The sequence below is a fragment of the Amycolatopsis sp. NPDC114504 genome (genome assembly GCF_055633595.1).
Window position 1 is genome coordinate 616,014 of the sequence record NZ_JBVKDU010000001.1, and the last position, 21,669, is coordinate 637,682.

The 21,669-nt window shown below is 72.4% G+C and carries 15 protein-coding genes; 5 read left to right on the forward strand and 10 right to left on the reverse strand.

Annotation, left to right across the window (positions count from 1 at the left end; translation table 11 throughout):
* Window positions 1-24 precede the first annotated feature (24 nt).
* Complete coding sequence (locus tag ACZ7PG_RS02975) at window positions 25-369, forward strand: hypothetical protein (RefSeq protein ID WP_470237402.1); 345 nt, start codon at window positions 25-27, stop codon at window positions 367-369.
* 37 nt (window positions 370-406) lie between these two features.
* A complete protein-coding gene (locus tag ACZ7PG_RS02980; RefSeq protein ID WP_470237403.1) occupies window positions 407-937 on the forward strand; it encodes a hypothetical protein in 531 nt (176 codons plus the stop codon).
* A 39-nt stretch (window positions 938-976) separates the two neighbouring features.
* Here ACZ7PG_RS02980 and ACZ7PG_RS02985 read toward each other — a convergent pair whose 3' ends face one another.
* From ACZ7PG_RS02985 to ACZ7PG_RS03005, 5 genes are all read right to left on the reverse strand, one after another.
* Complete coding sequence (locus tag ACZ7PG_RS02985; protein ID WP_470237404.1) at window positions 977-3,397, reverse strand: beta-L-arabinofuranosidase domain-containing protein; 2,421 nt, start codon at window positions 3,395-3,397, stop codon at window positions 977-979.
* Entirely contained in the window at window positions 3,394-6,309 is a 2,916-nt protein-coding gene (locus ACZ7PG_RS02990; protein WP_470237405.1) for a glycosyl hydrolase, read from the reverse strand. Before ACZ7PG_RS02990 ends, ACZ7PG_RS02985 begins: the two co-directional genes overlap by 4 nt.
* Entirely contained in the window at window positions 6,306-9,611 is a 3,306-nt protein-coding gene (locus ACZ7PG_RS02995; protein ID WP_470237406.1) for a glycosylhydrolase-like jelly roll fold domain-containing protein, read from the reverse strand. Before ACZ7PG_RS02995 ends, ACZ7PG_RS02990 begins: the two co-directional genes overlap by 4 nt.
* Window positions 9,612-9,622: 11 nt before the next feature.
* The gene (locus ACZ7PG_RS03000; protein ID WP_470237407.1) at window positions 9,623-12,820 is read right to left on the reverse strand and encodes a family 78 glycoside hydrolase catalytic domain; all 3,198 of its coding nucleotides are present in this window, start codon (window positions 12,818-12,820) and stop codon (window positions 9,623-9,625) included.
* Window positions 12,821-13,154: 334 nt separating this feature from the next.
* Window positions 13,155-14,015, reverse strand: coding sequence for a LysR family transcriptional regulator (locus ACZ7PG_RS03005; RefSeq protein ID WP_470237408.1), 861 nt, complete (start codon window positions 14,013-14,015; stop codon window positions 13,155-13,157).
* Between the two features lie 69 nt (window positions 14,016-14,084).
* Between ACZ7PG_RS03005 and ACZ7PG_RS03010 the strand changes: the two genes are divergently transcribed.
* Together ACZ7PG_RS03010 and ACZ7PG_RS03015 are read left to right on the forward strand one after the other, a co-directional pair.
* Entirely contained in the window at window positions 14,085-15,113 is a 1,029-nt protein-coding gene (locus tag ACZ7PG_RS03010; protein ID WP_470237409.1) for a nitronate monooxygenase, read from the forward strand.
* 11 nt (window positions 15,114-15,124) lie between these two features.
* On the forward strand, window positions 15,125-15,625 hold the full coding sequence (locus tag ACZ7PG_RS03015) for a YybH family protein (protein ID WP_470237410.1): 501 nt from the start codon (window positions 15,125-15,127) through the stop codon (window positions 15,623-15,625).
* A gap of 11 nt (window positions 15,626-15,636) precedes the next feature.
* On the opposite strand, the gene ACZ7PG_RS03020 is transcribed toward ACZ7PG_RS03015, so the two are convergent.
* The 3 genes from ACZ7PG_RS03020 to ACZ7PG_RS03030 all read right to left on the reverse strand — a co-directional run bounded on the left by ACZ7PG_RS03020 (window position 15,637) and on the right by ACZ7PG_RS03030 (window position 18,985).
* Window positions 15,637-16,647, reverse strand: coding sequence for a phenylacetaldoxime dehydratase family protein (locus tag ACZ7PG_RS03020; RefSeq protein WP_470237411.1), 1,011 nt, complete (start codon window positions 16,645-16,647; stop codon window positions 15,637-15,639).
* Between the two features lie 4 nt (window positions 16,648-16,651).
* Window positions 16,652-17,644 (reverse strand): carbon-nitrogen hydrolase family protein, encoded by a 993-nt coding sequence (locus tag ACZ7PG_RS03025; RefSeq protein WP_470237412.1) that lies wholly within the window; start codon window positions 17,642-17,644, stop codon window positions 16,652-16,654.
* Between the two features lie 384 nt (window positions 17,645-18,028).
* On the reverse strand, window positions 18,029-18,985 hold the full coding sequence (locus ACZ7PG_RS03030; protein WP_470237413.1) for an AraC-like ligand-binding domain-containing protein: 957 nt from the start codon (window positions 18,983-18,985) through the stop codon (window positions 18,029-18,031).
* A 172-nt stretch (window positions 18,986-19,157) separates the two neighbouring features.
* On the opposite strand from ACZ7PG_RS03030, the gene ACZ7PG_RS03035 reads away from it, so the two are divergent.
* Window positions 19,158-20,150 carry a LuxR C-terminal-related transcriptional regulator gene (locus ACZ7PG_RS03035; RefSeq protein ID WP_470237414.1) on the forward strand — a complete coding sequence of 331 codons (993 nt, stop codon included), beginning with the start codon at window positions 19,158-19,160 and terminating at the stop codon, window positions 20,148-20,150.
* Window positions 20,151-20,154: 4 nt separating this feature from the next.
* Here ACZ7PG_RS03035 and ACZ7PG_RS03040 read toward each other — a convergent pair whose 3' ends face one another.
* The gene (locus ACZ7PG_RS03040) at window positions 20,155-20,949 is read right to left on the reverse strand and encodes an alpha/beta fold hydrolase (RefSeq protein WP_470237415.1); all 795 of its coding nucleotides are present in this window, start codon (window positions 20,947-20,949) and stop codon (window positions 20,155-20,157) included.
* Between the two features lie 71 nt (window positions 20,950-21,020).
* Window positions 21,021-21,659 (reverse strand): FG-GAP-like repeat-containing protein, encoded by a 639-nt coding sequence (locus ACZ7PG_RS03045; protein ID WP_470237416.1) that lies wholly within the window; start codon window positions 21,657-21,659, stop codon window positions 21,021-21,023.
* Between the last annotated feature and the right edge of the window lie 10 nt (window positions 21,660-21,669).

Sequence of the window (21,669 nt, forward strand, 5' to 3'; positions counted from 1 at the left end):
GCCGGATCAGGGAAGAAGGTAGTCATGGGACCGTTCCTGCAAGTCGGCGGCCGCTGGGAAATGGTGCAGCGCAACGGGTTCCGGGTGCTGGTGGACATCGACCAGGACCAGGACCGGCTGAACGCGTTCGCCTCGCACTCCCAGGGTTCCGTGCAGAGCCTGGAGGCCACCGGATTCGTCCGGGGACCGAACTTCGAAATCGTCATCACCTGGAACAACGGCACGAAAGGGAAGTACACGGGGGTCCTGTCGCACGGTCCGTTCACGCCGCCGCCCATCGGTTTCCTCAAGGGCGACACCGTGGATCTCGACCATCCGGCGAGCAGGTCCACGTGGGAAAGCGAAGGGCGGGTCTTCCAGGTGGCCTGACCCGGAAACCGTTTGCACCACCGAGGAGGGAATCATCATGCGAAACCAGAAGCCCGCACGCCGCCGTCTGGTCCACCTGCTCGCGACGGCCGCGGTGGCCGTCGCGGTACTCCAGCCGGGCGCGGCCTCGGCCGCGGGCGAACACCCGCGATCCGAGGCGGCACCGGCCGCCGCGTGGTCGCTGCTCGCCACGCTCGACCCGGTCCACGTGCAGGCGCCGAGAAGCGAGCTGGTGCTCTACGGCGTGTACGCGTTCACCCCGATCCTGGTGAACTTCAACCCGCACGTGCTGGATCCGTCCATCAACCAGAGCGCGGTGCCGATGTACGCGGTCCCGGACGCCGCGCCCCACACCTACAAGGTCGTCTTCCACCTCACCACCGACGTCACCACGACCACGCGCTACCGGCTCGGCGACCGCCCGCCGGTCACGGTCGCCGGCGGCGACGCGGACGTGGAGTTCACCGACGTCGTCCAGGCCCGGGGCTGGCGCTCCTGGGCCCTGCGCAACGCGGACAACGACCACTGGCTGTTCTACTCGGCCAAGATCTACGAGCTGATCGGCTGACCCGGCGGGCGCTTTCCCCGGACGAGGGGAAGGCGCCCCTCAGCCGGCCGCCAAGGCCCGCACCTCCGCCTCCCCCAGCGCCCGGCCGTACAGGCGGAAGTCCGCGACCGCGCCCTTCAGGTAGGGGTGCTTGACGTTCTGGGAACGCCCCAGGTAGTTCAGCTGGGTGGCGCCCAGCAGGAGCGGGCTCATCAAGGGCGCCGGGTTGACCCCCGTCAGCTCGCCGCCGAAGTACAGGCGCAGGCCGGCTCCCGCCGTGACCGCCACGTGCGTCCACACCCCGGCCGGGAGCGCGATCGCCGCGTCCACGAAGTCCTCCGCTTCCATGCCGCCCAGCTTCATCGCGCAGCGGGCGACGCCGAGACCGGTGCGCGGGGTCAGGAACAGGTACGAATGCGCGTTGAAGCCGAGGTCGAACACCCGTGCCGAGTTGACGATCGTGTCCGGCCGGACCCACATCGACACCGTCAGCTCGGTCAGGTTCGCCGGCAACCCGGACGCCAGCCGCACGTGCCCGCTGACGCCGTCCAGCTCGATGCCCCGCTCCCCCGCGACCGCGCCGCCGGCGAGCACCGCGGCCGGCCACCGGTGCGTCGACTCCGCCAGGTTCGCGCCGAGCGGGTACACCGCCACGGTCTTCGGCGCCGGCCGGTCCGGTGGGGCGGCGAGGTAGACGCTGTAGTGCTCGTGCTGCACGTCGAGGAACGGGCTCAGCCGCAGCCGCTCCGCACCCGCCCGCACGCTGAACTCCAGCCGTCCGGGCTCGCGCCGCAGCGTGCGCGGGTCGATCGTCGGGATGACCGGGGGCGTCGACGCCCCGTGCCGGGCGGCCAGCACCAGCGGCCCGTACGTCAGGGCCGACACCGCGGGGTTGTCCGGCGCGGGCAGCCACTTCGGCGTCATCGGCAGGTGCAGCTCGACGACGTCGCCCCGGCGCCACCGCCGCCGGATCGTCTCGAAGCGTCCCGGTGTCGTGGCCACCGGGGCGTGGTTGACGGTCAGGCGCGGGTGGGCGACCCACGACGGGATCCGGACGCGCACGGCGAACGTGCCGGAGCCGTCGACGCGCAGCCGGACCGTCTCGTCGTACGGGTATTCCGTCTCCAGCCGCACACGCGTGCCGCGAAAGTCCACAGTGGACGGGATGAACAGGTTGACGGACAGCGTGTCACCGTCGGCGAAGTAGATGTTCTCCGCGTACTTGACGTGCGTCTCGAGGCCGGTGCCGTGGTCGCAGGTGAAGTTGCCGTAGTCGCTGCTGTACGTGCCGGGGTCGGACGCGACCCCCTGCTTGCCCTGCCGCTGCGTCCCCGGCGTCAGCCCGGTGTAGTAGGTGACGAACCCGTGCGCCGAGTCCGGGTCCTGCTCGCCCAGCAGCTGGTTGAGCAGCGTCCACTCGTAGTGGTCGAGGTACTCGGTGCGGCTCGGGTCCTGCAGGAACAGCAGCCGGCCGAGCTTGAGCATGTTGTAGCTGTTGCAGTTCTCGCAGGTGTTCTCGCCGAGCTGGCTGACGATCTGGTCCGGCGGCCCGAAGAACTCGGCGTTGGCGTTGCCGCCGATGACGTAGCTGTGGTGGTGCACGACCTGGTCCCAGAAGTACGTCGCGATCGTGCGGTACCGCTGCTCGCCCGTGACGTCGTACTCCGCGGCCGCGCCGACGATCTTCGCGATGTCGGTGTTGGCGTGGCGCCCGGCGAGGGTGTCCTGCCGCGCCGAGAGCGGCGTGAAGATCTCGTCGTGGTCGAAGCGGCGGGCCAGCGTGAGGTGCAGCGGGTCTTTCGTGATCGCGTACAGGTTGGCCAGTGCCTCGTTCATCCCGCCGAACTCGGTGTGCAGGACCTTCTGCATGGCGTCGTGGGACAGCGGTGCCGTGCGCCCGTCGATCCAGCGCGCGATGCCGCGGGCGACGTCGAGCGCTCCCGCGGTGCCGAGCAGCCGGTGCTGGTCGAGCAGCCCGGCGAGGATCTTGTGGATCGTGTAGTACGGCGCCCACACGGACTTCCCGGCTTCGAGATTGACGAAGTCCGACTCCGGGAACGCCGACAGGTAGCCCGACGGCGCCTGGCACTTCGCCAGCTCGGCCACCAGCCGGGCGCCCTTCGCGGCCAGCTCGGTGTCCCCGGTGTTCGCGGCGGCGAGCGCCAAGCCGGACAGCAGGTGCCCGGCGGTGTGGCCGCGCAGCTGGATGTCCGGCGCTTCCCAGCCGCCGCAGGGCTCGGCCGAGGTGGGCAGGCCGGCCGTCAGCCGGAAGGTGTGCAGCAGCCGGTCCAGGTCGACGAACTTGAGGTACGCCACGGTCCGGCGCATGTTCGCCAGGTACCGGCTCTCCAGCAGCCGGACCCCGCCGAGCGCGACGGGCTTCAGCGAGACCTCCGCAGAAGCCGAAGCGTCCCACGGGACCACTGCCGCCAAGCCGAGTGCCGCTCCGAGGCTGAGCGCGGTGCGCCGGGTGACCGTCATCGGATCTCCTCCTGCCGGTAGGGCACCAGGCGGACCGGGCCGACCAGGCCGTACGCCTGCCGTGCCGCGATCGCGAACACTTCGGGACGGCTCACCCGGAGCCGGTTGTTGAGCGTGGTGGCGACTTCCACCTCGATGGTGTTGCGCCCGGACCGCAGCCACGGCCCGACGTCGACGACGGTGTCGAGCACGTCGGACGGCGGCAGCGCGGTGCCGTTGACCCGCACGCGGTAGGTGTCGAAGACCTCCCCGAGGTCCAGGTAGGCGCCGAGCCCGCGGTCCCAGCGGCCGAGGTCGACGGTGGTCCGGTAGCGCCCGACCCCCGAGACGTCCTCGAGTCCGGGGATCGACGGCCAGGCGGCGAGCGCGGTCAGCGAAAGCCGCCGCTTCGGCTTGAGCGTGGACGTCGCCGTCGCACCCGGCTGCCAGTCCTCGACTTCGAGGTCCCAGGTGGACAAAGCGATCGGCGCGGGCGGGGCGGTCACCGGAGTGCGGGCGACCCGGCCGTTCGACAGGGTCGTCGAGTACGTGCCCGCGGCCGAAGACCGCACGACGAGCTTGCCGTCGAGGTAGCGCACCTCGGGCGCGTCCGTCGCCACCGCGCTCGGGCCGCGGTCGCCGCGGCCGAGCGCGATGATCACCGGCTGACCCGGGTTCAGCGACACCGAGACGCGGATCTTGTCGCCGGAGCGGGAAAAGACACCCAGCCGTTCGGTCTCGCCGGTCCACGCGTCGAGCACGAACGGCTGGGCGTCGCGGCTCTGGGCGGTCAGCCACACGTCCTGCGTGACGGCGGTGATCTTGCGGTTCTCCGCGTGCCGCGCGTTGCAGAGGTAGTAGTAGTCGGTGTCGCCGTCGATGCGGTGCACGCTCATCACCGTGGACGGGTCGTGCTCCACATCGCGCGTGACACCCAGCTCGGCGAGCGCGGCCGGGATGCCGGTGGCGTCGGCGACCACCCGCACCGAAGGCAGCGCCAGCAACGCTGTGATCAGCGTCTTGAGACGGTCGTTCTCTCCCGGCTGCGCGATGCCCTCGGCGTGGACATCGGCGGTCCAGGTGCCGATGACGATCGTCGGCAGGCCCGCCCGCGCGAAGTCCAGGAGCTTCTGGGCCGCGGGCACGGACAGCGTGTGCTCGCTGCCGTGGAACTGGTCGCCGCCGAGGATCATCGCCTTGTACGCGGGCCCGTCCGGCGCCAGCCTGCCGTGCCGGACGACGGCGCTGGGCAGCTCCAGCACGGCCTCGCTGAGGAAGCCGTGGGTCCAGCCGGCGGGGATGCCGTCGTTGGTCGCCCACGGCGCGCCGATGCCGGTGGACGTCCAGCCCTTCTGGCGGAAGAACGCGATGTCCACCTGGGGCTTTCCGGTGCGCAGCACCAGCTGCGTGCGGGCGAACCAGCCGGCGATGTCCGGCACGTGGCCCCACGTCGGCTGCCGCGGCCCCCACGCCTCGGCGTACCCGATGCCGTTGCCGTTGTACGGGGAGAAGGCCGCGAACCCGGGCCACTGCGCGCCGGGTGCCATCGCGTAGGCGAACCCGTGCAGCACGGCCTGGTTGACGCCGCCCGCGAAGACGCTGCCCATCGTCTGCAGCACCTTGTCCCAGGTGGTGTTGTACGCGCCGTTCGCGTACGCCGCGGACTCGCACGACAGCAGCTTCCGGCCGCCCATGTCGCGGCCGGACGCGAGCACGCGGTAGTCGTCGAGGTTCTTGAACCCCAGCGACTCGCTCTCCGGCACGTCCAGCAGCGCCGCGCTGCGGATGGCGTCGGTCTGCAGGCCGTACGGCTGGACGCGCAGGGTCATCCCGAGGCGGTGTGCGAAGTCGCGGACCGGGATCAGGTGGTTCTCGTGGTAAAGGTCCGAGAGCACCTGGTTGTAGTCGTCGCGCACGTGGTTCGAGGTGTCGGAGTCGAACGCGAACAGGTACTTGCCCTTGCGCTGCACGACGACCGGCAGGTACGGCAGGAGGTCGTACCCCGCGCGCTTGCGGAACTCGGTGAGGAGCGCGGGGGTCCAGATGGTCGCGTCGGTCTCGATCTCCAGGGAGTCCTCGAACAGGTCACCGCCGACGTCCTTCAGCAGGCCGCGGATGGCGCGGGTGAGGATCGTCGAGTTCCACTCGTCCAGCACGACGCGAGTGCCCGCCGCGCTGAAGTGGTCGACGACGTAGGCGAGCGGCGCGGTGTGCGGGCCGGCTTCCGGCTGCTGCGCCGAGCCGCGGGCCCAATACGCGAACAGCATCCACGTGCCCGCGGGCGCGGTCCAGTCGATCTGTCCGTTGTGGACGTCCACCGTGCGCACCGACGCCGGATCCAGCGTTACCGTGGCGGCGGTGGGTGAACCGACCACCAAAGCGGCTTGGACGGCGATCAGGTCCTGCTTCCCCACTGCGGATTCGGCGGGCACCACCGCGGCCGGCGGCGGTCCGCTGTAGCTGCCCTGGACCGTGACGACGCCGTGGGCCAGCTCTTTGCTCGCCGCGACGTCGTCGGGCGTGATGGTCGGGACCGCGGTGGGCCAGCACGGGCCCATCGCGAGGTCCACGGTCAGGCCACGCGCCTTGGCGCGGCGCAACGCCGTCTCGACCGCCGCGAGCCACGCGGGTGTTCCCCAGCCGTAGTGCTCCGGGTCCATCACGGTCTGGACGCTGTGGTGGACGTCCTGGATCTCGACGCCGCCGAACCCGGCGTCGGCGATCTGGTCGACCTCACGGGCGATCTCGGCGAGGTCGACCAAGCCGTGCGGCCACCACCAGCGGAACTTCGCGGCCGTGGACGCGTCCGGCTTCGCGAACTGTTTCAGGAACGGCTTCCCTGGCGAAGCGAGGGCGGGCGGGGCCCACGAGAGGGTCGCGCCCACGCCGAGCGCGGCACCGACCGTGAGGACCGTGCGTCTGCTGACTGTCATCGGGTGGCCTCCAGCCGGGCGGTGACGGCGGCCCGCGGGCGCAGCGCGACCGGGCCGGCGAGGCCCGACGGCAGGATCTTGTTGCGCTCGTTGGCCAGGGTGTTGGTGACGCGGACGCTGATCGTGTTGACGCCCGGGTGCAGCGCGGTCGTGGCGTCCACGGTGTACGGGTGCCAGAGCGCGGCGGGCAGCGCAGTGTCGTTCACCGTCGCCGTGGCGAGGTCGTGCACCTCGCCGAGGTCGAGCACGAGCTTGCGCTTCGCGAGGTCGGCGGCCGTGAGCGTCACCGTCGTGGTGTAGACGGCGCTGCCGGAGAACGTCGGCGCGAAGGTGGTCCAGGAGCCGAGCGGGCGTTCGGTGGCGACGGCGCCGTCCTGCTCCAGCCGGACGGTCCACGGCCCGTCCAGCGCGATCGGCGTCAGCGGATCGGTGACCTGCACCGTGCCGCGGTAGGTGCGGCCGTCCGCCTGGCCGGTGAGTGCGTACGTGCCGGGCGTCGTCGCGGTGACGGCGGCCTGGAGGCCCCGCCCGCTCGGCGAGACCGAGGCGGCGGGCAGGGTGCCGTCGGTCAGGTGCGCGGTGTCGCGGACGCCCTTGCGGAACACCACGCCGAGGGTCTCGTACGGCTGGAGCGTGATCGGGACGCCGGTGGTGGCCCGGCCGGCCGAGTACGCCGTGGCGACCTTCGCCGTGCCGGTGCGCGGGTCCCAGATCTCCGGGGTGCCGTCGACCGGGAAGGTCGCGGTGGTGGTCACGACCGCGTCGCTCTCGTTGTTCAGCAGGAACGCGGTATCCGCGCCGCGACCGGTGCGTGCCACCCGGACGGCGTCGGCCGCGGGTCGCAGCCGGGCCGCCCCGACCCCGGCGTTCTGCGCCAGGCCCGCGATCGCGTTCACGTCGGTCACGACCGTGACCGCGCCGGACAGGGTCCGCAGCTCTCGTGCCAGGTCGGCGTCGCGGCCGGTCGCCTCCCGCGTCGGCAGGGGGCCGACCGCGATCAGGCGCCCGCCGCTCCGCACGAACTTCACCAGGGTGCGCGCGGTCTCGAGGTCGAGCACCGGCGTCCGCGGCAGCACCGCGAGCCGGTAGCTCGCCTCGCCGACCCGCAGGGTTCCCCCGCGGACCTGAGCCTGGAAGCGCGCGGCCGGGTCGCCGGACAGCGACGAGTCGCTCAGCAGGTCGAAGTCGACCTGCCCGCGTTCCAGCGCGTACGCCGTGTCGGAGAAGTCCTTGTCCAGCTGGTGACTCGCATCGGACATGCGGGTCTGCTCGGCGGCCCGCTGCGGCTGGACCAGGGCGGTCTTCGCGAGGTTCTCGCCGCGACCCAGCTCCATCACGCGGCCGATCCACGCGTCGACGTCCGGCATGTCCTCCCAGAACGTGCTGCGCGGCCCGAACGGCGGCGCGAACGTCACCGACGTCTCGTCGGTGTACATCGCGTGCAGGAACGTGAGGTTGACACCGCGAGTGGCGAGCGCGCCGACGGTGGCATGCATGTAGTCCGGCGCGACCTGCCAGCCCGCGTTGCCGAAGGTCTCCATCAGCGTCCGCGGCGCGCCGCTCTGGTGCGCGGCCGAGGAAGCGTTGCGGCCCAGCGTGGTCTGCTGGCCGGCGGTGTAGTCGGTGGTGATCATGTCGCTGCCGGGCACCTGCGCCCACTGGTTGTCCTTGGACAGGTCACCGGTCGAGTTCATCCGCTGCTGCGGGCTCTGCTCGTCGAGCAGCGGGTTGGAGATCAGCTTCAGGCCGTGCTGGGCCATCCAGTCGGCTTCGCGCTTGTAGTAGCTGGTCGAGAAGAGGTTGTCCACGGCTCGCCAGTACGTCCCGGCGGCCTGGTCGGCGACCGCGTCGAGGCCGTCCGCGGCCGCGGTGTAGGCGACGCCGGGGGTGCCGCCGGCCGCGCGGACCGCGTCGGCGAGCCCGGGCGAGGACGGCAGCCGCTTGAACGGGTGCGGCTGCGCGGAGGCGATGAACGGCTCGTCGTCCCAGAAGCCGGGCACGACCGTGCCCATCGCCCACGGGAAGCGGCGCGCGTACTCCTCGGGCGCGATGCTCAGGAACGCGTCGGTCGCCTTCGGGTCGAGCAGGTCGAGGTAGCCGCGGACGTACCCGCTGGAGTCGTCGCGCAGCAGGACCTGCGAATAGACGTCGACCTGCCAGCGGCCCGCCGGCACCTGCCAGGTCGTGCCCTTGAGCTCTACGGCGGCGTTCGTGCCGACCGGCCGGGCGGCCGCCGCGGTCACCCCCGCCAGGGTGACGCGGTTCTGCGCGAAGTCCGCGAGCGCGGTGGCGTTGTCGAAGGTGGACGTCCACAGCTTGGTGCCGTCCGGCGCGGTGACGGTCAGGTCGTCCCACAGCGAGCGCTGCGTGCCTTCGGCCGACACCGCCGCGGCGCCCGTCGGGTAGCTCGCGTCGGTGGCCGCGGGCTGCACGGTGTTGTTGATCTTCGGGGTGATCGTGTTCCCGGAGACCGTGACGGTGATCGTCTGCACGTGGGTCGGGGTGAAGCCGGGTGTGTTGACGCCGGTGGTCAGCCGCGTCCGGTTCGCACCGTCCACTTTGTACACACTGGCCGCGCCCTTGGCGTCGACGTCCACGACGTAGCCGTGCGTGCCGTCGGAGCGCACCGCCAGCTGGACGCCACCCGCGGTCAGCGTGACCTTGCCGCTCACGGTGTAGTCGCTCCAGCCGGCGCCGGGCGTGAGCGGTGCGGCGCCCGGCGCGGTGGCCGGGTCGACGACCAGCTTGCCGGTGTCCACGCTGAGCCCCGAGGTCTCGGCGAGGGGCAGCGTCGTGGGCCCGTCGACGATCCGCGTCGAGCGCAGCAGGCCCTTCAGCCGCAGGTCGGGGCGGGCGGGGATGGTGCGGGTGCCGAGGGTGCCGCCGTTGACGACGTAGTTCGCGCCGCGGCCGCTCGGGAAGTTGTTGTCGTTGAACAGCCACATCTTCATGCCGGTGCGCTGTGCCTCGCGCAGCACGTGCCCGACGAGCGTGAACCAGTCCTCGCTGAGGAACACCGGCTTCATCGAGTCGCCGCCGAGCGGGAAGATCACCGCCTCGTACACGCCCTTGGCGCGCATCTCGGCCATCTGCTTGTCGGTGATGTCGCTGGTGATCGTGTTGTTCCAGTACCAGTAGATCGCCGGGCGGCTGTCCTTCGGCGGGTTCGCGAAGGCGGCCGGGTCGAAGTGGGCGAGCGTGGTCGTTTCGGCCGGGCCCCGGTCGTGGCCGGCGGCCGCCGGGGTCATCAGGCTCACGGCGGTCGCCGCAGCGAGCACGAGGGACGTCACTGTCCTGCGCATGGGATTTCCCTTCAGCCGCGCGGAATGGGTTGCCGGAAGGTGTGGGTGCCCGAGCCGACGGGGAAGACCTCGTCGCCCCGCGGCAGGTGCACTTCGGCGGTGCTGCCCGGCGGGACGGTCACCGTCAGCCGGTATCCGCGGTCGGACTTGGTCCACGCCGTGCTGACGCGGCCGTGCGGGGTCTCGTAGCTGCCGGACGCCGACGTCAGGTCGCCGACCACGGCCGGGTCGATCACGAGGTCCCGGAAGCCCGCGGAGCTCGCCGCCTGCCCGATGCCGGTCAGCCGCGTGGTGAGCCAGCCGTCCATCGCGCCGAGCATGAAGTGGTCCTGCGACTGGCCGCTGCCGCCGTCCCAGGTCTCCCCCAGCGCGGTCAGCCCGGCCACCACCTGGTGGCCCAGGCTGGGGCTGGTGGTCTGCGTGGCGATCCGGTAGACGACGTCGTCGCGGCCGGAGGCCGACAGCACTCGCAGCACCGACGGGAACGAGATCTCCCCCATCACCAGGTGCCAGCCGGCGGCCTCGATCGTGTCGACGAGGTGCTGTGTCTGGCCGGCCCGCAGGTCGGCGGGCACCGCGCCCATGTCGAGCGCGAGGGCCGTCGCGCCCTGACCGCCGCCCCCGAACAACCCCGTCGAGGCGTTGTAGTACTTGGCCCACACGGCTTTCGCGAGCGCGTCGGCTTGGGCGCGGTAGGCCGAGGCGTCCTGGCCGAGCACCGTCGCGACCTTCGCGAGCCCGTCCTCGACCGCCCAGACGCCGAAGCTGCTGGGGATCGCGCGCGGCATCGCCGGGGATTCGGTGGTGATCCAGTCGCCGAGGCCGTAGTCGTAGACGCCGTCGACCCACCGCGCGGTCTGGCCCCGCAGGTACGCGAGGTAGCGCTGCATCGCCGGGAAGTACTGGCTCAGGAGTTCCTTGTCGCCGTAGGTCTGGTACGCCTTGAGCGGCACCTGGACCAGCGCGCCGCCCCAGTTCGGGTCGTCGCGGTAGGAGCCGGCGAGCGTCACGTGGTCCGGCACGGTGCTGGGCACCAGGCCGCTCGTCTCCTGGCCGTCGGCCATGTCCCCGACGATCTTGCCGAGGTAGGCCTCGACGTCGTAGTTGCGCGCGATCGCGTCGAACGCGAGGTGGTCCTGCTCCAGCCAGCCGAGCTTCTCGCGGCTCGGGCAGTCGGTGAGGATGCTCTGCATGTTGTTCTCGACGGCGGCGCGGGTGAGCCGGTGGATGCCGTCGAGGGTGGCGTCGGAGGAGTCGAAGTCACCCGCGGACTCGTTGTCCGCCATCGTGCGCAGGCCGGCGACCGCGAGCCGCGCGTCCTCCGGGACGCCGACGACCTCGAGGTAGCGGAAGCCGTGGTAGCCGAAGTCGGGGTGCCAGGTCTGCTTCCCGCCCTTGCTCGTGAAGCTGTCCCAGATCGGCGTCCCGACGTTGCTGATGGACTGGTCGACGTGCCCGTCGCGCAACGCTTCGGCGGGATAGATCCGCACGGACGTGCCCTTCGGCGCGGTGAGCGTCACCTGCGGCAGGCCGGCGATGGTGCGGCCGACGTCGTAGACGCGCACGCCCGGTGCCGGACGCGAGATCTCCTTGCCGGGCAGCTGTTCCACGACCCGGACGGGCTCACTCCGGCGAGACGTCAGCTTCGCCGTGCTCGACGCGGGCACAACTGGCGACCAGCTTCGGCGGTCGGCGCCGGGCTTGTCCCAGCCCGGGATCTCGCGGCGGGCGTCGTAGTCCTCGCCGCCGTACCACTGGGAGACGGTGGTGGCGCCCAGCGTGGTGCGCCAGCTCGCGTCGGTGGCGATCCGCTGCACGGTACCGTCCGCCAGCGTCACCTCCAGCTGCGCGATGACCTGCGGATCGCTCGCCGTGCGCGCGAACTTGCGGTAGCGGCCGGAGGTGTGCAGCGCGTCCGCGGTGCCGTTGCCGACCGCGATGCCGATCGTGTTCGCCCCGCCCCGGACCTGGTTCGTGACGTCGTAAGCGGCGTAGGTGACCCGGTCGGCGTAGTCGCTGTCGCCGGGCTCCAGCACGGCGTCGCCGACGCGGTTTCCGTTGAGGCTCGGCACGTAGACGCCGAGGCCGCTGACGTACAGGCGGGCGCTCGCGACGCGGCCACGCACCGAGAAGTCCTTGGCGAACACCGGCAACGCGGGCGGCAGCCAGGTCGCGGGCGTCGGCTGGTCCGTCACGGTCTTCGCGACGGTGAACGGCCCAGCGGCGGCGGTCGCGGTCTGCACGGTGTAGTCGACGGGAAAGTTCGCCGTCCGGCCGTCGGCGGTGAGGGTGTCGGTGCGCGGGTACAGCACGACCTGGTCGAAGGTGTGCGCGGCGCCGAGGTCGACGGTGAGCCAGACATCGGCGTCCGCACTCGTGTGCGCCGCGCTCTGGTAGCCGGCGTTGCCGGCGTCTTCGGGGTTGGACGTCGTGAGGCCGTCGGCGATCAGGCCGGGCTCCCACTCCTTGCGCACGGTCTGGGTTTCCGAGGCGGTGACGTACTTCTGGCGGCCGTCGGCGAAGTTGACGCCGGGGTCCGCCGAGGCGCGCACCTGCAGCTCGGCCAGCTGCAGCCGGTGGGTCAGGTCGGGGAATCGGCGGGTGTCGCCGGTGGTGACCATGCGGTTCTGGCTGTCGAGCGGCTGCTCGGCCAGGGGCAGGCCCAGCTTGGTGACGTCGAGCTTCACGAACTGCGCGGTCTGCGCGGGCAGGGAGACGACCACGGGCTGGGCGGGTTTGGCGCCGAGCTGCCACTGGCTGTTCGTGACCCACCCGGCCGACCAGTCCTTCGGTGCGGTCAGCCCGGTTTCGAACCAGGTCGGCCGGCTCCAGGCCGAGGGCGAGTTCCCGGCCCAGACCCGGACCCGCCAGAAGACGCGTTGACGGCTGCCGATCGCGCGGCCGGCGTAGTCGAGATCGGACGTGGTGCCGGCGACGCGGCCGGTGTCCCAGAGGTCGGGGCGCGCCAGCCGCGCTTCCGAGGTGGCGGCCTGGACTTCGTAGGCGGTCTGGTCGCGGGCGGTGGTCCGCCAGCTCAGCTCGGGGGTCGTGTCGTCCGTCCCCAGTGGCCGGTCGAGGTGGTTCGCGCGGAGGTCGGTGGCGGCGAAGCCGCGGCTATCGGCGTCGGCCGCGGCGGGCGTGGCGGGCGTGGCGGTGCCGAGGACGAGCAACGGGACGAGGGCGAGGAGACGGCGGGATCGGTGGCGCACGGCAGCTCCTGGGACGGCCGGTGGGGACGGCCTGGATTCGACGGTGAATCGTTTCAAGTGAGCGTGAACATTGAGCGGCATCAACGAGGAGGAACGGATCTGGATTCAGCCGGGACAACGCGGTCTCAGCGGGGCACGCGCTCTCGAACTGGCGGGTAACAACGCTGCGGATCGAAATGGGGGAGCAGAAGGGACTCGGGGCCCAGCCTCTGTCGCTGCATCGCGATCTCCGTATTGAAAGGTTTCATAAGCCCGACGCCGAGACGCTACCTTGCGGCCGAAGAGGAAGTCAATGACGAGCGGGCCCGCGCGGCGACGGGTTCGAGGTGACGCTTCATCCGGCGTCCACCGCGATCTCCACGAACTGCCGCAGGAGCGCCTCGTGGACGTGCGGGAGGAACACCAGCGTCACCGGGCTCGGCGGGGCGCCGCGCAGCGGGATGAACCGCACCGCCGGGTGGATGTTGCGCCGCATCGCCACCTCCGGCCCGACGCCGATCCCCCGGTCGGCCGCGACGCTCTCGATCCACTCGTCGAAGTTCGCCGTCTCCACGATCGTCTTCGGGCGCTCCTCCGGCGGCCACGACCACGGCCCGGTCGTGCCGCTCACGATGTTCACCACCAGCGGCCACCGCGGCACCTCGTGCCAGTCCAGCTCCGCCCGGCCGGCCAGCGCCGACCGCACCGAACACGCCGCGACCCTGGCCTCGTCGAACAGGTGCACCACGCGCAGCGCGGACGACCGCACCGGCCCCCGCACCACGGCGAGCTCGACCTTGCCCTGCTGCAGCGCGGCGAGCGGGTCGTCGGTGCGCACCAGGTCGACGGTCCGCCCGGTCTCCCGCTCGAACCGCGTGACCGTCCGCTGCGCCCACGGGTCCGGCAGCAGCCAGCTGAACCCCAGCCGCACGCTCGACTCCCGGCGGACGGCGCCGAACCCGCGTGCCAGCTCCGCGAAGGCCCGTTCGACGTGGGCCAGCAGGGTCTCCCCCGCGGCCGTCAGCTCGACGTGGCGGGTGTCGCGGTCGAACAGCGTCACGCCCAAGGCGTCCTCGAGCTGCCGGACCGTGCGGCTCAGCGCGGGCTGGGTGATCGCGAGGTCGGCCGCCGCCCCGGTGAACGACCGCAGCCGCGCCACCGCTTCGAAGGCGCGCAGGTGCCGCAGCTCCACCCGGCCGAACGACCACTCGCTCATGCCTGGGCAGCATAGCTGCACCCCAGCAGGCATTTCCCCGCCGGCCGAGCGCTGCCTAGCCTCGATTTCATGCACACCACGCTGGACGCGTTCGGTCTCTCGGCGCCGATCCTCGCCGCGCCGATGGCGGGCGGCCCGACGACACCCCGGCTCGTCACGGCCGCGGCGTCGGCCGGTGGGGCCGGGCTGCTGGCCGGCGGCTACCAGACGCCCGAGGCGCTCGCGCGGCAGATCTCCGAGGTGCGCGCCGCGGCCGTCCCGTTCGGGGTGAACCTGTTCGCGCCGAACCCGGTGCCGATCGACGCCGCCACCTACGCCGCCTACGCCCGGACGCTGCAGCCGGAGGCCGAACGCTACGACCTCGACCTGGCCGGCATCCTCCGCACCGAGGACGACGACGGCTGGCGCGACAAGATCGACCTGCTGCTCGACGCGCCGGTCCCGGTGGTCACCTTCACCTTCGGCCTCCCGGAGCCGGCGGTGCGCGAGGCGCTCCGCCGGGCAGGCACGCTCGTCGGCCAGACGGTCACTTCGCCCGACGAAGCACGCCGCGCCGCCGACGCCGACTTCCTCGTCGTGCAGGCGTCCGCGGCCGGCGGGCATTCGGGCACGCTCACCCCGGGCTGGACGCCCGCGGACATCCCGGTCACCGACCTCCTCCGCGCCGTCGCCCGGGTGACCGCGCTCCCCCTCGTCGCGGCCGGCGGGATCGCGACCGCCGACGCGGTGGCCGGCGCGCTCCGGGCCGGCGCCGAGGCCGTGCTGGTCGGCACCGTGCTCCTGCGCTCCGACGAGAGCGGCGCGTCGAAGACGCACCAGGCCGCGCTCGCGGATCCTCCCGGCGCGCACCGGACCGTCGTCACCCGCGCGTTCACCGGCCGGCCCGCCCGCGCGCTGGCCAACGCCTTCACCGGCCGCTACGACCGGCTCGCGCCGGCCGGCTACCCGGCGATCCACCACCTCACCCGGCCGCTGCGTCAGGCGGCCGCCGCCGCGGGCGACGCGGACCGGCTCCACCTGTGGGCGGGCACCGGGTTCCGGCACGCGTCCGCCGAACCCGCGGCACGCATCCTCGGCCGGCTCGTCGCGAACCTCTGAACCAGGAAGGCATGCCGATGATCGAACTCGTCGACTACCAGTTCGGCCCGCAGGCGCGGGCGCGGCTGGACGAGGCACGCGAGCCGGGCCGGGAAGGCGCGATCGCGGCGCTGGAAAGCTTCTACCACGCCCTCAACCGCCGCGACCTCGCCGTGCTGTCCGCCGTCTGGTCCCAGGACGAGCTGGCCCAGCTGAACAACCCGGTGGGCGGCATCCTCCGGTCCGGCGCGGCGGTCACCGGCCTTTACCGCCGCATCTTCGCCGGCGACCTCGGCCTGACGGTCACGTTCGCCGACGCCGTCACCTACTGGTGGGCGGACGCGGTCGTGTTCGCCGGCCGCGAGCTCGGCCAGTACCACGACCGCGACGGCGCCACGGTCCCGCTGACGATCCGGACCTCCCGCGTGTTCGGGTACGACCGCGAGGCCGGCCGCTGGCTGCAGGTCCACCACCACGGCAGCATCGACCACCCGGAGGAGCTCGCCGCGTACCAGAACGCCGTGCGCGGCTGAAACCCTTACGGTCACGGGGAAACCGCGCCGAGCAGGCCGGTGCCGGTGTGGCAGCCGACGTACTCGAAGTACTGCTCGCCGGCCGCGGCCACCGTCACCTCGTGGTAGAGGCGCAGCCGGGCCGCGGGACCGAGCCTGGACAGGTACTTCATCGCCTGGCCGAAGATCGCCTTGTGGGTCGGGTGGTCCTTCGCCCACCGGTCGAGGTCGGCGAGGCTGCGCCACCAGCTCATCCCGAAGCTCTTGTCGAGCGGGTTCCCGTCGCCGTCGACCACCCGGAGGTACCGGTTGGCGTAGCAGCCGATCGCGCGCCCGTGGTCGCGCAGGAAGTCCATGCCCGCGCGCAGGACCGGCTCGACCTCGTCGAGGTACATCCGGCGTTCGTCGCCGTCGGTGTCGGACCAGTCCTGGCCCGAGCGGATGAGGCACAGGTTGTGCCGGCCCCGCACCACCCGGCGCACGCCGTCGTCGACGGTCGCGGGCGGCTCGCCGGGATCGAGCCGGTCGTACTGGCCGATCGGGAGGCGGTCCCGGGCGCCGCCCCAGTACGCGTGCTCGCGGACCTCTCCGCTGAGGGTGTCCGCCAGGTGCGCGGCGCCCTCGATCCGGTCGTTCGAGAACAGCGTCTCGAACCGGGCCGTCGACGGGCGCACGACTTCGACGAAGAACCCGTTGCCGCGCAACCACAGTGGCCGGGCGGCGGCGAACCAGCGGTCGTGCCGGGCGGGGTCGGTCCAGTAGGCGATGGTGACGACGGTCTGGTACCCGGCCTCGTCGACGTACGCGGCCCGATCGACCTGACCGGGTCCGTCCGCGTCCGCGCAGGCCGCGTCGAGGTCGGCCAGCGCGGCCGTGGGTTCGTTCCCGGGGCGGTACTGCACGCCGAAGTAGGCCATCGCCACCTGCGTCACCGAAGGCGCGAACCGGGCGACGAAGGACGGGTAGGGCGGCTGCCAGTCCGGACGGGGCCCGGGCGCCGCCGTCCGGCCGGCCACCAGGTGCGCGGGGATCGCCGATTCCACGGGTTCAGCCGACCGGCGCGAATTCGGGGGCGGCCGGCTGCGCCTCCGCGGGTGTCTCGACGACCGCGGGCGCGGGGTTGCGGTTGACGAGCAGCCGCAGCACGTCCGGCCGCGAGTAGTGGCCGACCGGGTCCGCGGCCGACTTGGCGATCGCGATCAGGTCCGGGTCGAGGTCGCCGTAGAGGATGCCTTCCTCCGTCTCGGGCAACGGTTCGGCCAGCGGCGTGCCCTCCGGGCCGTAGATGCGGGCGAACCCGCCGCCCGGCAGGAGCAGCTGCCGCTTCAGGTCGGTGTCGCAGAACAGCTCGAGCGCGGCCGGCCCGACCACACCGCAGGGGGCGACGACGAACGTCCCGCCCTCGACGGCGTACATCAGGCTGGCGGCCGTGTTGACCTCCGGTCCCAGCGCCCGCGCGGCACCGCGGTAGACGGAGAAGGCGGGCCAGGCCGCGACGTGGATTTCCTCGCCCTGGCTGTACATCGCGTACTTGGTCAGCGGTTGCAGGTGTTCCCAGCAGTTCAGCGCGCCGAGGCGGCCGAGCGCGGTGTCGTGGACCTGCAGGTCGCTCCCGTCGCCCTCGCCGAACACCGCGCGCTCGACGTGGGTCGGCTTGAGCTTGCGCCGCACGGAGATGAGCTCACCGGTGTCGGCGACGAACGCCTGCGCCATGTAGAGGCTGCCGCCGGCGCGTTCGCTGAAGCCGAAGACGACGTGGATCCGGTGCTCGGCGGCGGCCCGGCGGACGCGGTCCATCTCGGCGCCGTCACGGGTCATCGAGTGCGCGGCGTACCGCGGGACGAACGCCATCCCGGCGGCGGGCGAGTCGAGCCAGATCCACCACGGGTAGCCGGGGAGAAAGGTCTCGGGGAACGTCACGAGCCGGGCCCCGCCCGCGGCGGCCGCCCCGATCAGTCCGACGACCTTGTCGACACCGGCGGCCAGATCCAGCCAGGCCGACTCGGCCTGGACGGCCGCCACACGCACGGTTTCCTGCATTGCCGGGCTCCTTCGCTTGGGGGGTTCCCACGATGCGCCCGGGCGGGAGTGTCCGGCTGACCGATCGTGCCGGGGTTTGTGACCCGGCGTGCCACTCACGGCGCTCGCCCGGCGAGCACCGCCTGCCCCGCGCGCGGCCCCCACGGCGGTACACCCCGGCCGCCGACATACTCCCCGGCGCTCGACCGGCGACCAGCCTTGCGGCCTGCACTTACCCCGCGTGCCACCCCAGCGCTCGCGCCACGGCCGCCAACCCCGCGCGCGGCCCCCGGCCGGTCAGCCGCGGGCGCTCACTCCACCGCCGGCGGCCGGCGCTCGGCCGGCGACCAACCATGCGGCCATCACTTACCTCGCGTGCCACCCCGGCGCCCGACCACACCACCGTCACTTAGCCTGCGCGCCCCCGCGGCGGTACTCCCCCGGCGACTTACCGCTCACCGCGCGGAAAGCGCGGTGAAACCCCGACTCGCTGTCGAATCCGCACGCCGCGGCGATGGATCCGATCGGCCGCCCGGGGTCGGCGATGAGAAGGGCCTGGGCCTGCTCGATCCGCATCCGGCGCAGCCGTGCGGCGATCCCCTCGTCGCCGGCGATGCGGTACAGCGTGCGGCGCGAGACGCGGCATGCGCGGGCGACCGTCTCCGCGTCCAGCCCGGGATCGGCGAGGTTGCGGCGCAGGAAGGCCAGCACGCGCTCCCGTGCCACCGCTTCCGCGGCCTGTGGGCCCGGCCGGGCGTCGCCGGCGAACGACGCCGTCGCCGAGAGCAGGCCGAGCGCGTGGGGAAGCAGCACCGCGGACTGGTCCGGCGCCGACCGGGCCGTCTCCGCCAGCGACGTGAAGAACGTCGAGACGACGGCGCCCGGGGTGCCGCGGCCGCACGCCCGCGCGGTCAGGCCGCGGGTGTCGCGCACCGCCAGCTCCCGCTTCGGGACCTGGACGACGAGCTGGTGGAACGGGTCGTCGAAGTGCAGGGTGTAGGGCCGGGTGCTGTCGTAGAACGCCAGGTCACCTGGCGAAAGCAGCGCCGCCCGGCCGTCCTGTTCGACGCGGCCCCGGCCGCGCACCTGGATGCTCGCGAGCAGGTACTCCTCGTCGCCGCGCGCGACCAGCGACCGGGTGCGCCGCACGTGCTGGCCGCCGGCCACGACGGTCGACAGCTCGAGGTCGCCGACCGGGACGTGCTCGATCCGGCCGCTGAACCCGGCGCCGGGCACCGGCTCGGCCACCAGCCGGACGAACGTCGCGCAGATCATCTCCCGCCAGTAGGCGAACGCCTCCTGCGCCGACACCATCGAGGTCGTCAGCTCGGCGTAGGCACCTCTGTCCAAAGTGGCGGACACGCACTGAGTATCACCAGGTCACGGGGGCGCTGTCCAGCGGTCGCGCATGGGTCTCCATCGGAACTCCTCCGGTCGTCGCGGCAGCTCGTCCACGTCCACGGTGGCAGCACGACGGCCGGCGCTCCATCGCTCGCGGAGTGACGGAATCGGCTCGGGGCCTCATCATGGACCGGTGCGCTCCGACGACGACTCGGGTAGACCGCCCCGGCTCCGGGTCGACGCCGAGACGACGCTGATCCTGCGCGAGGCGTTCCACAAGATCGACGCGAACTATCGCAACGACCACTACGGCCTCTACGACTACGCCCGCGCCGTGATGAGCAAGATCGTTCCCCTGGACCACTTCTACATCGGGTTCTTCCACGGCGCCAACCGCGTCCGCTACCCCTACGGCTACGACGGCGGCATGTACACCGACCCCGCGTCGCACATCTACGGGCCGCACGGCCAGGCGGCCTGGCTCCTGAAGCACCGCCAGACCTACCGGATGCAGTACGACAACGGCGCCGCGCTCAACGCCGGCGTCGCTTCCGGGGACACGAGCCGCGCTTCCGCCGACGCCGTCACCACTCCGCTGTTCCGCCGCGGCCGCGACGGCGAACCGGTGTTCGGCATGATGTCCATGCAGAGCTACGAACCCGGCGTCTTCGACGACAACGCGGTGCGCGCCTTCGAATGGCTGGCCGATCTGGTGGCCCGCGTGCTGACGACCGAAGCCGAAGACGTCGACGCGCTCCGCCGCCTGCCGGCCGACGTCGACGACGCGCCGCCGCTGGTCACCGCCGACCACATCGTCGAGCTCCTCTCCTCCCGCGTGGCGGACGTCCGGCAGCGGGCCCAGGACGCCCTCACGCTCCCCGACGCGGGTGCGCTGCGCGAGGCCCTGCAGCGCATCGTCACCGACTGCCAGCAGCTCCAGTCGGACCTCGTCGAGCTCACCCTCGACATCGACAACGGCCCCGAGGAACGCTTCCGCTCGCTCACCGCCGCCGAGCAAGGGGTCGCGGTGCTCCTCGCGAGCGACCTGCGCAACGAGCAGATCGCCGGCGAGCTGGGCATCAGCCTCAACACCGTCAAGACGCACGTCCGCGGCATCCTGGCCAAGTACGGGATGAGCGGACGCGCCGGGGTGGCCGAGGACGTCCGGAAGCACCTCGCCCGGTGACCGGTCAGGCCGCCGGGCGCACCCGGGCGACGAGACCGCGCACGGTGGCGAGGGTTTCGTCGGGGTGGTCGAGGTGCACGCTGTGCGTCGCGCCCGGCCAGCACACGACCTCACCGCCGAACGCGGCCGCGAGCCTGGTGTGGCCACGCCGCATCGCGGTGCCCGGCTTGCGGTCCGCGGTCACCACCACCGACGGCACGCGCGGCAAGTCGGCTTCACGCAGGCCGCGGGACAGCTCGGTGATGCCCGTGACCGCCCGGGCCAGCTCCGGGAGGTCGAGGTCCGCCATCCGCAGGTAGGCGGCCTCGCAGTCCGGCCGCAGCCCCTGGCGTCGCGCGGATCGGCCGATCGAGGCGCGGACGAGCCGGGGAACCACCGAGCGGATCCCGGGCAGGGCCGCGACCGTCCCGAGGGCGCGCGTCATGCGTTCCAGCCCGGCGCCCGTGCGCGCGTCGTTGATCACCGTGGGGTCGAGCAGGACGAGACCCGCGACCTGTTCCGGGTGGTCGCGGGCCAGCAGCACGCCCACGGCACCGCCGAGGCTCTGCCCGACGACGACCACCGGACCGCACCCCAGCCGTGTGATCAGACCGCTTAGGTGCTCGGCGGCACCGGCGAGCGTCCCCTCGGCGGCGGTGCCGGTGCCGGGCCGGTCGTGGACGATCACCCGGCACCCCGGATCGGCGACGAGGCCTTCGACGAGGCCCGGGAAGAAGCCCTCACAAGCTTCGGCACCGCCGGGCAGCAACAGCACCGGCTGTCCCGATTCGCCGTGCACCCGGACCCCGTCGATTTCCATGCGCGCTCCTCGCCACCTACGTCTGCCCTCGGATTGTTGCACAATCTGAGGGCAGACCGTAGGCCAATGACTCAGGCGCAGCCGGCGGAATCGGCGTCGAGCACCGGGTCCGTCGCCGGACGGCCGGTGAACGGGACCGTCTCGTGGACACTCAAGGCGCCGTCGCGCAGGGTGTAGACGGTACGAGTGCCCGAGTAAGTGAACTGGTCGACCGGGCGGCCGACGTCGTCGCTCTCCGCCGCGACGGTCGCGAAGGCATGGCCTCCGTCGAGCGGCGTGCACTGGTAACCCAGGTGAGCGGCGACGCCCCCACCCTCAGCGACCGAAAACGGCTGGTCGTCGGCCCCGACGACCTGACGGAGATTGGGTCCGTCGAAGTGCAGCACGGCGAAGAACGTGGTGTTCGCGCCGATCGACCGGGCGACGAGCAACTCGGCCCGGCCGTCACCGTTGAGGTCGGCCACGCGCGGCGCCTGGATCCCGAACTGACTGTCGGCCGGCAGGTGGATCGACGTGTACGTCCCGTCGACCGTGGCCGAGATCAGCTGGTCACTCTCCCCGACCAGGCGGACGTTGACGGTCTCGATCTCCCCGTCGCCGTTCAGGTCGGCGACCGCGGTGACCGGGTCCGCGGCGGCCATCGCCGGCGCGGCGACGGCCAGCCCCAGGGCCGCGGCCCCGACGCGTGCGGCGGGAGTGCGATGTGCCACCCGAACGCAA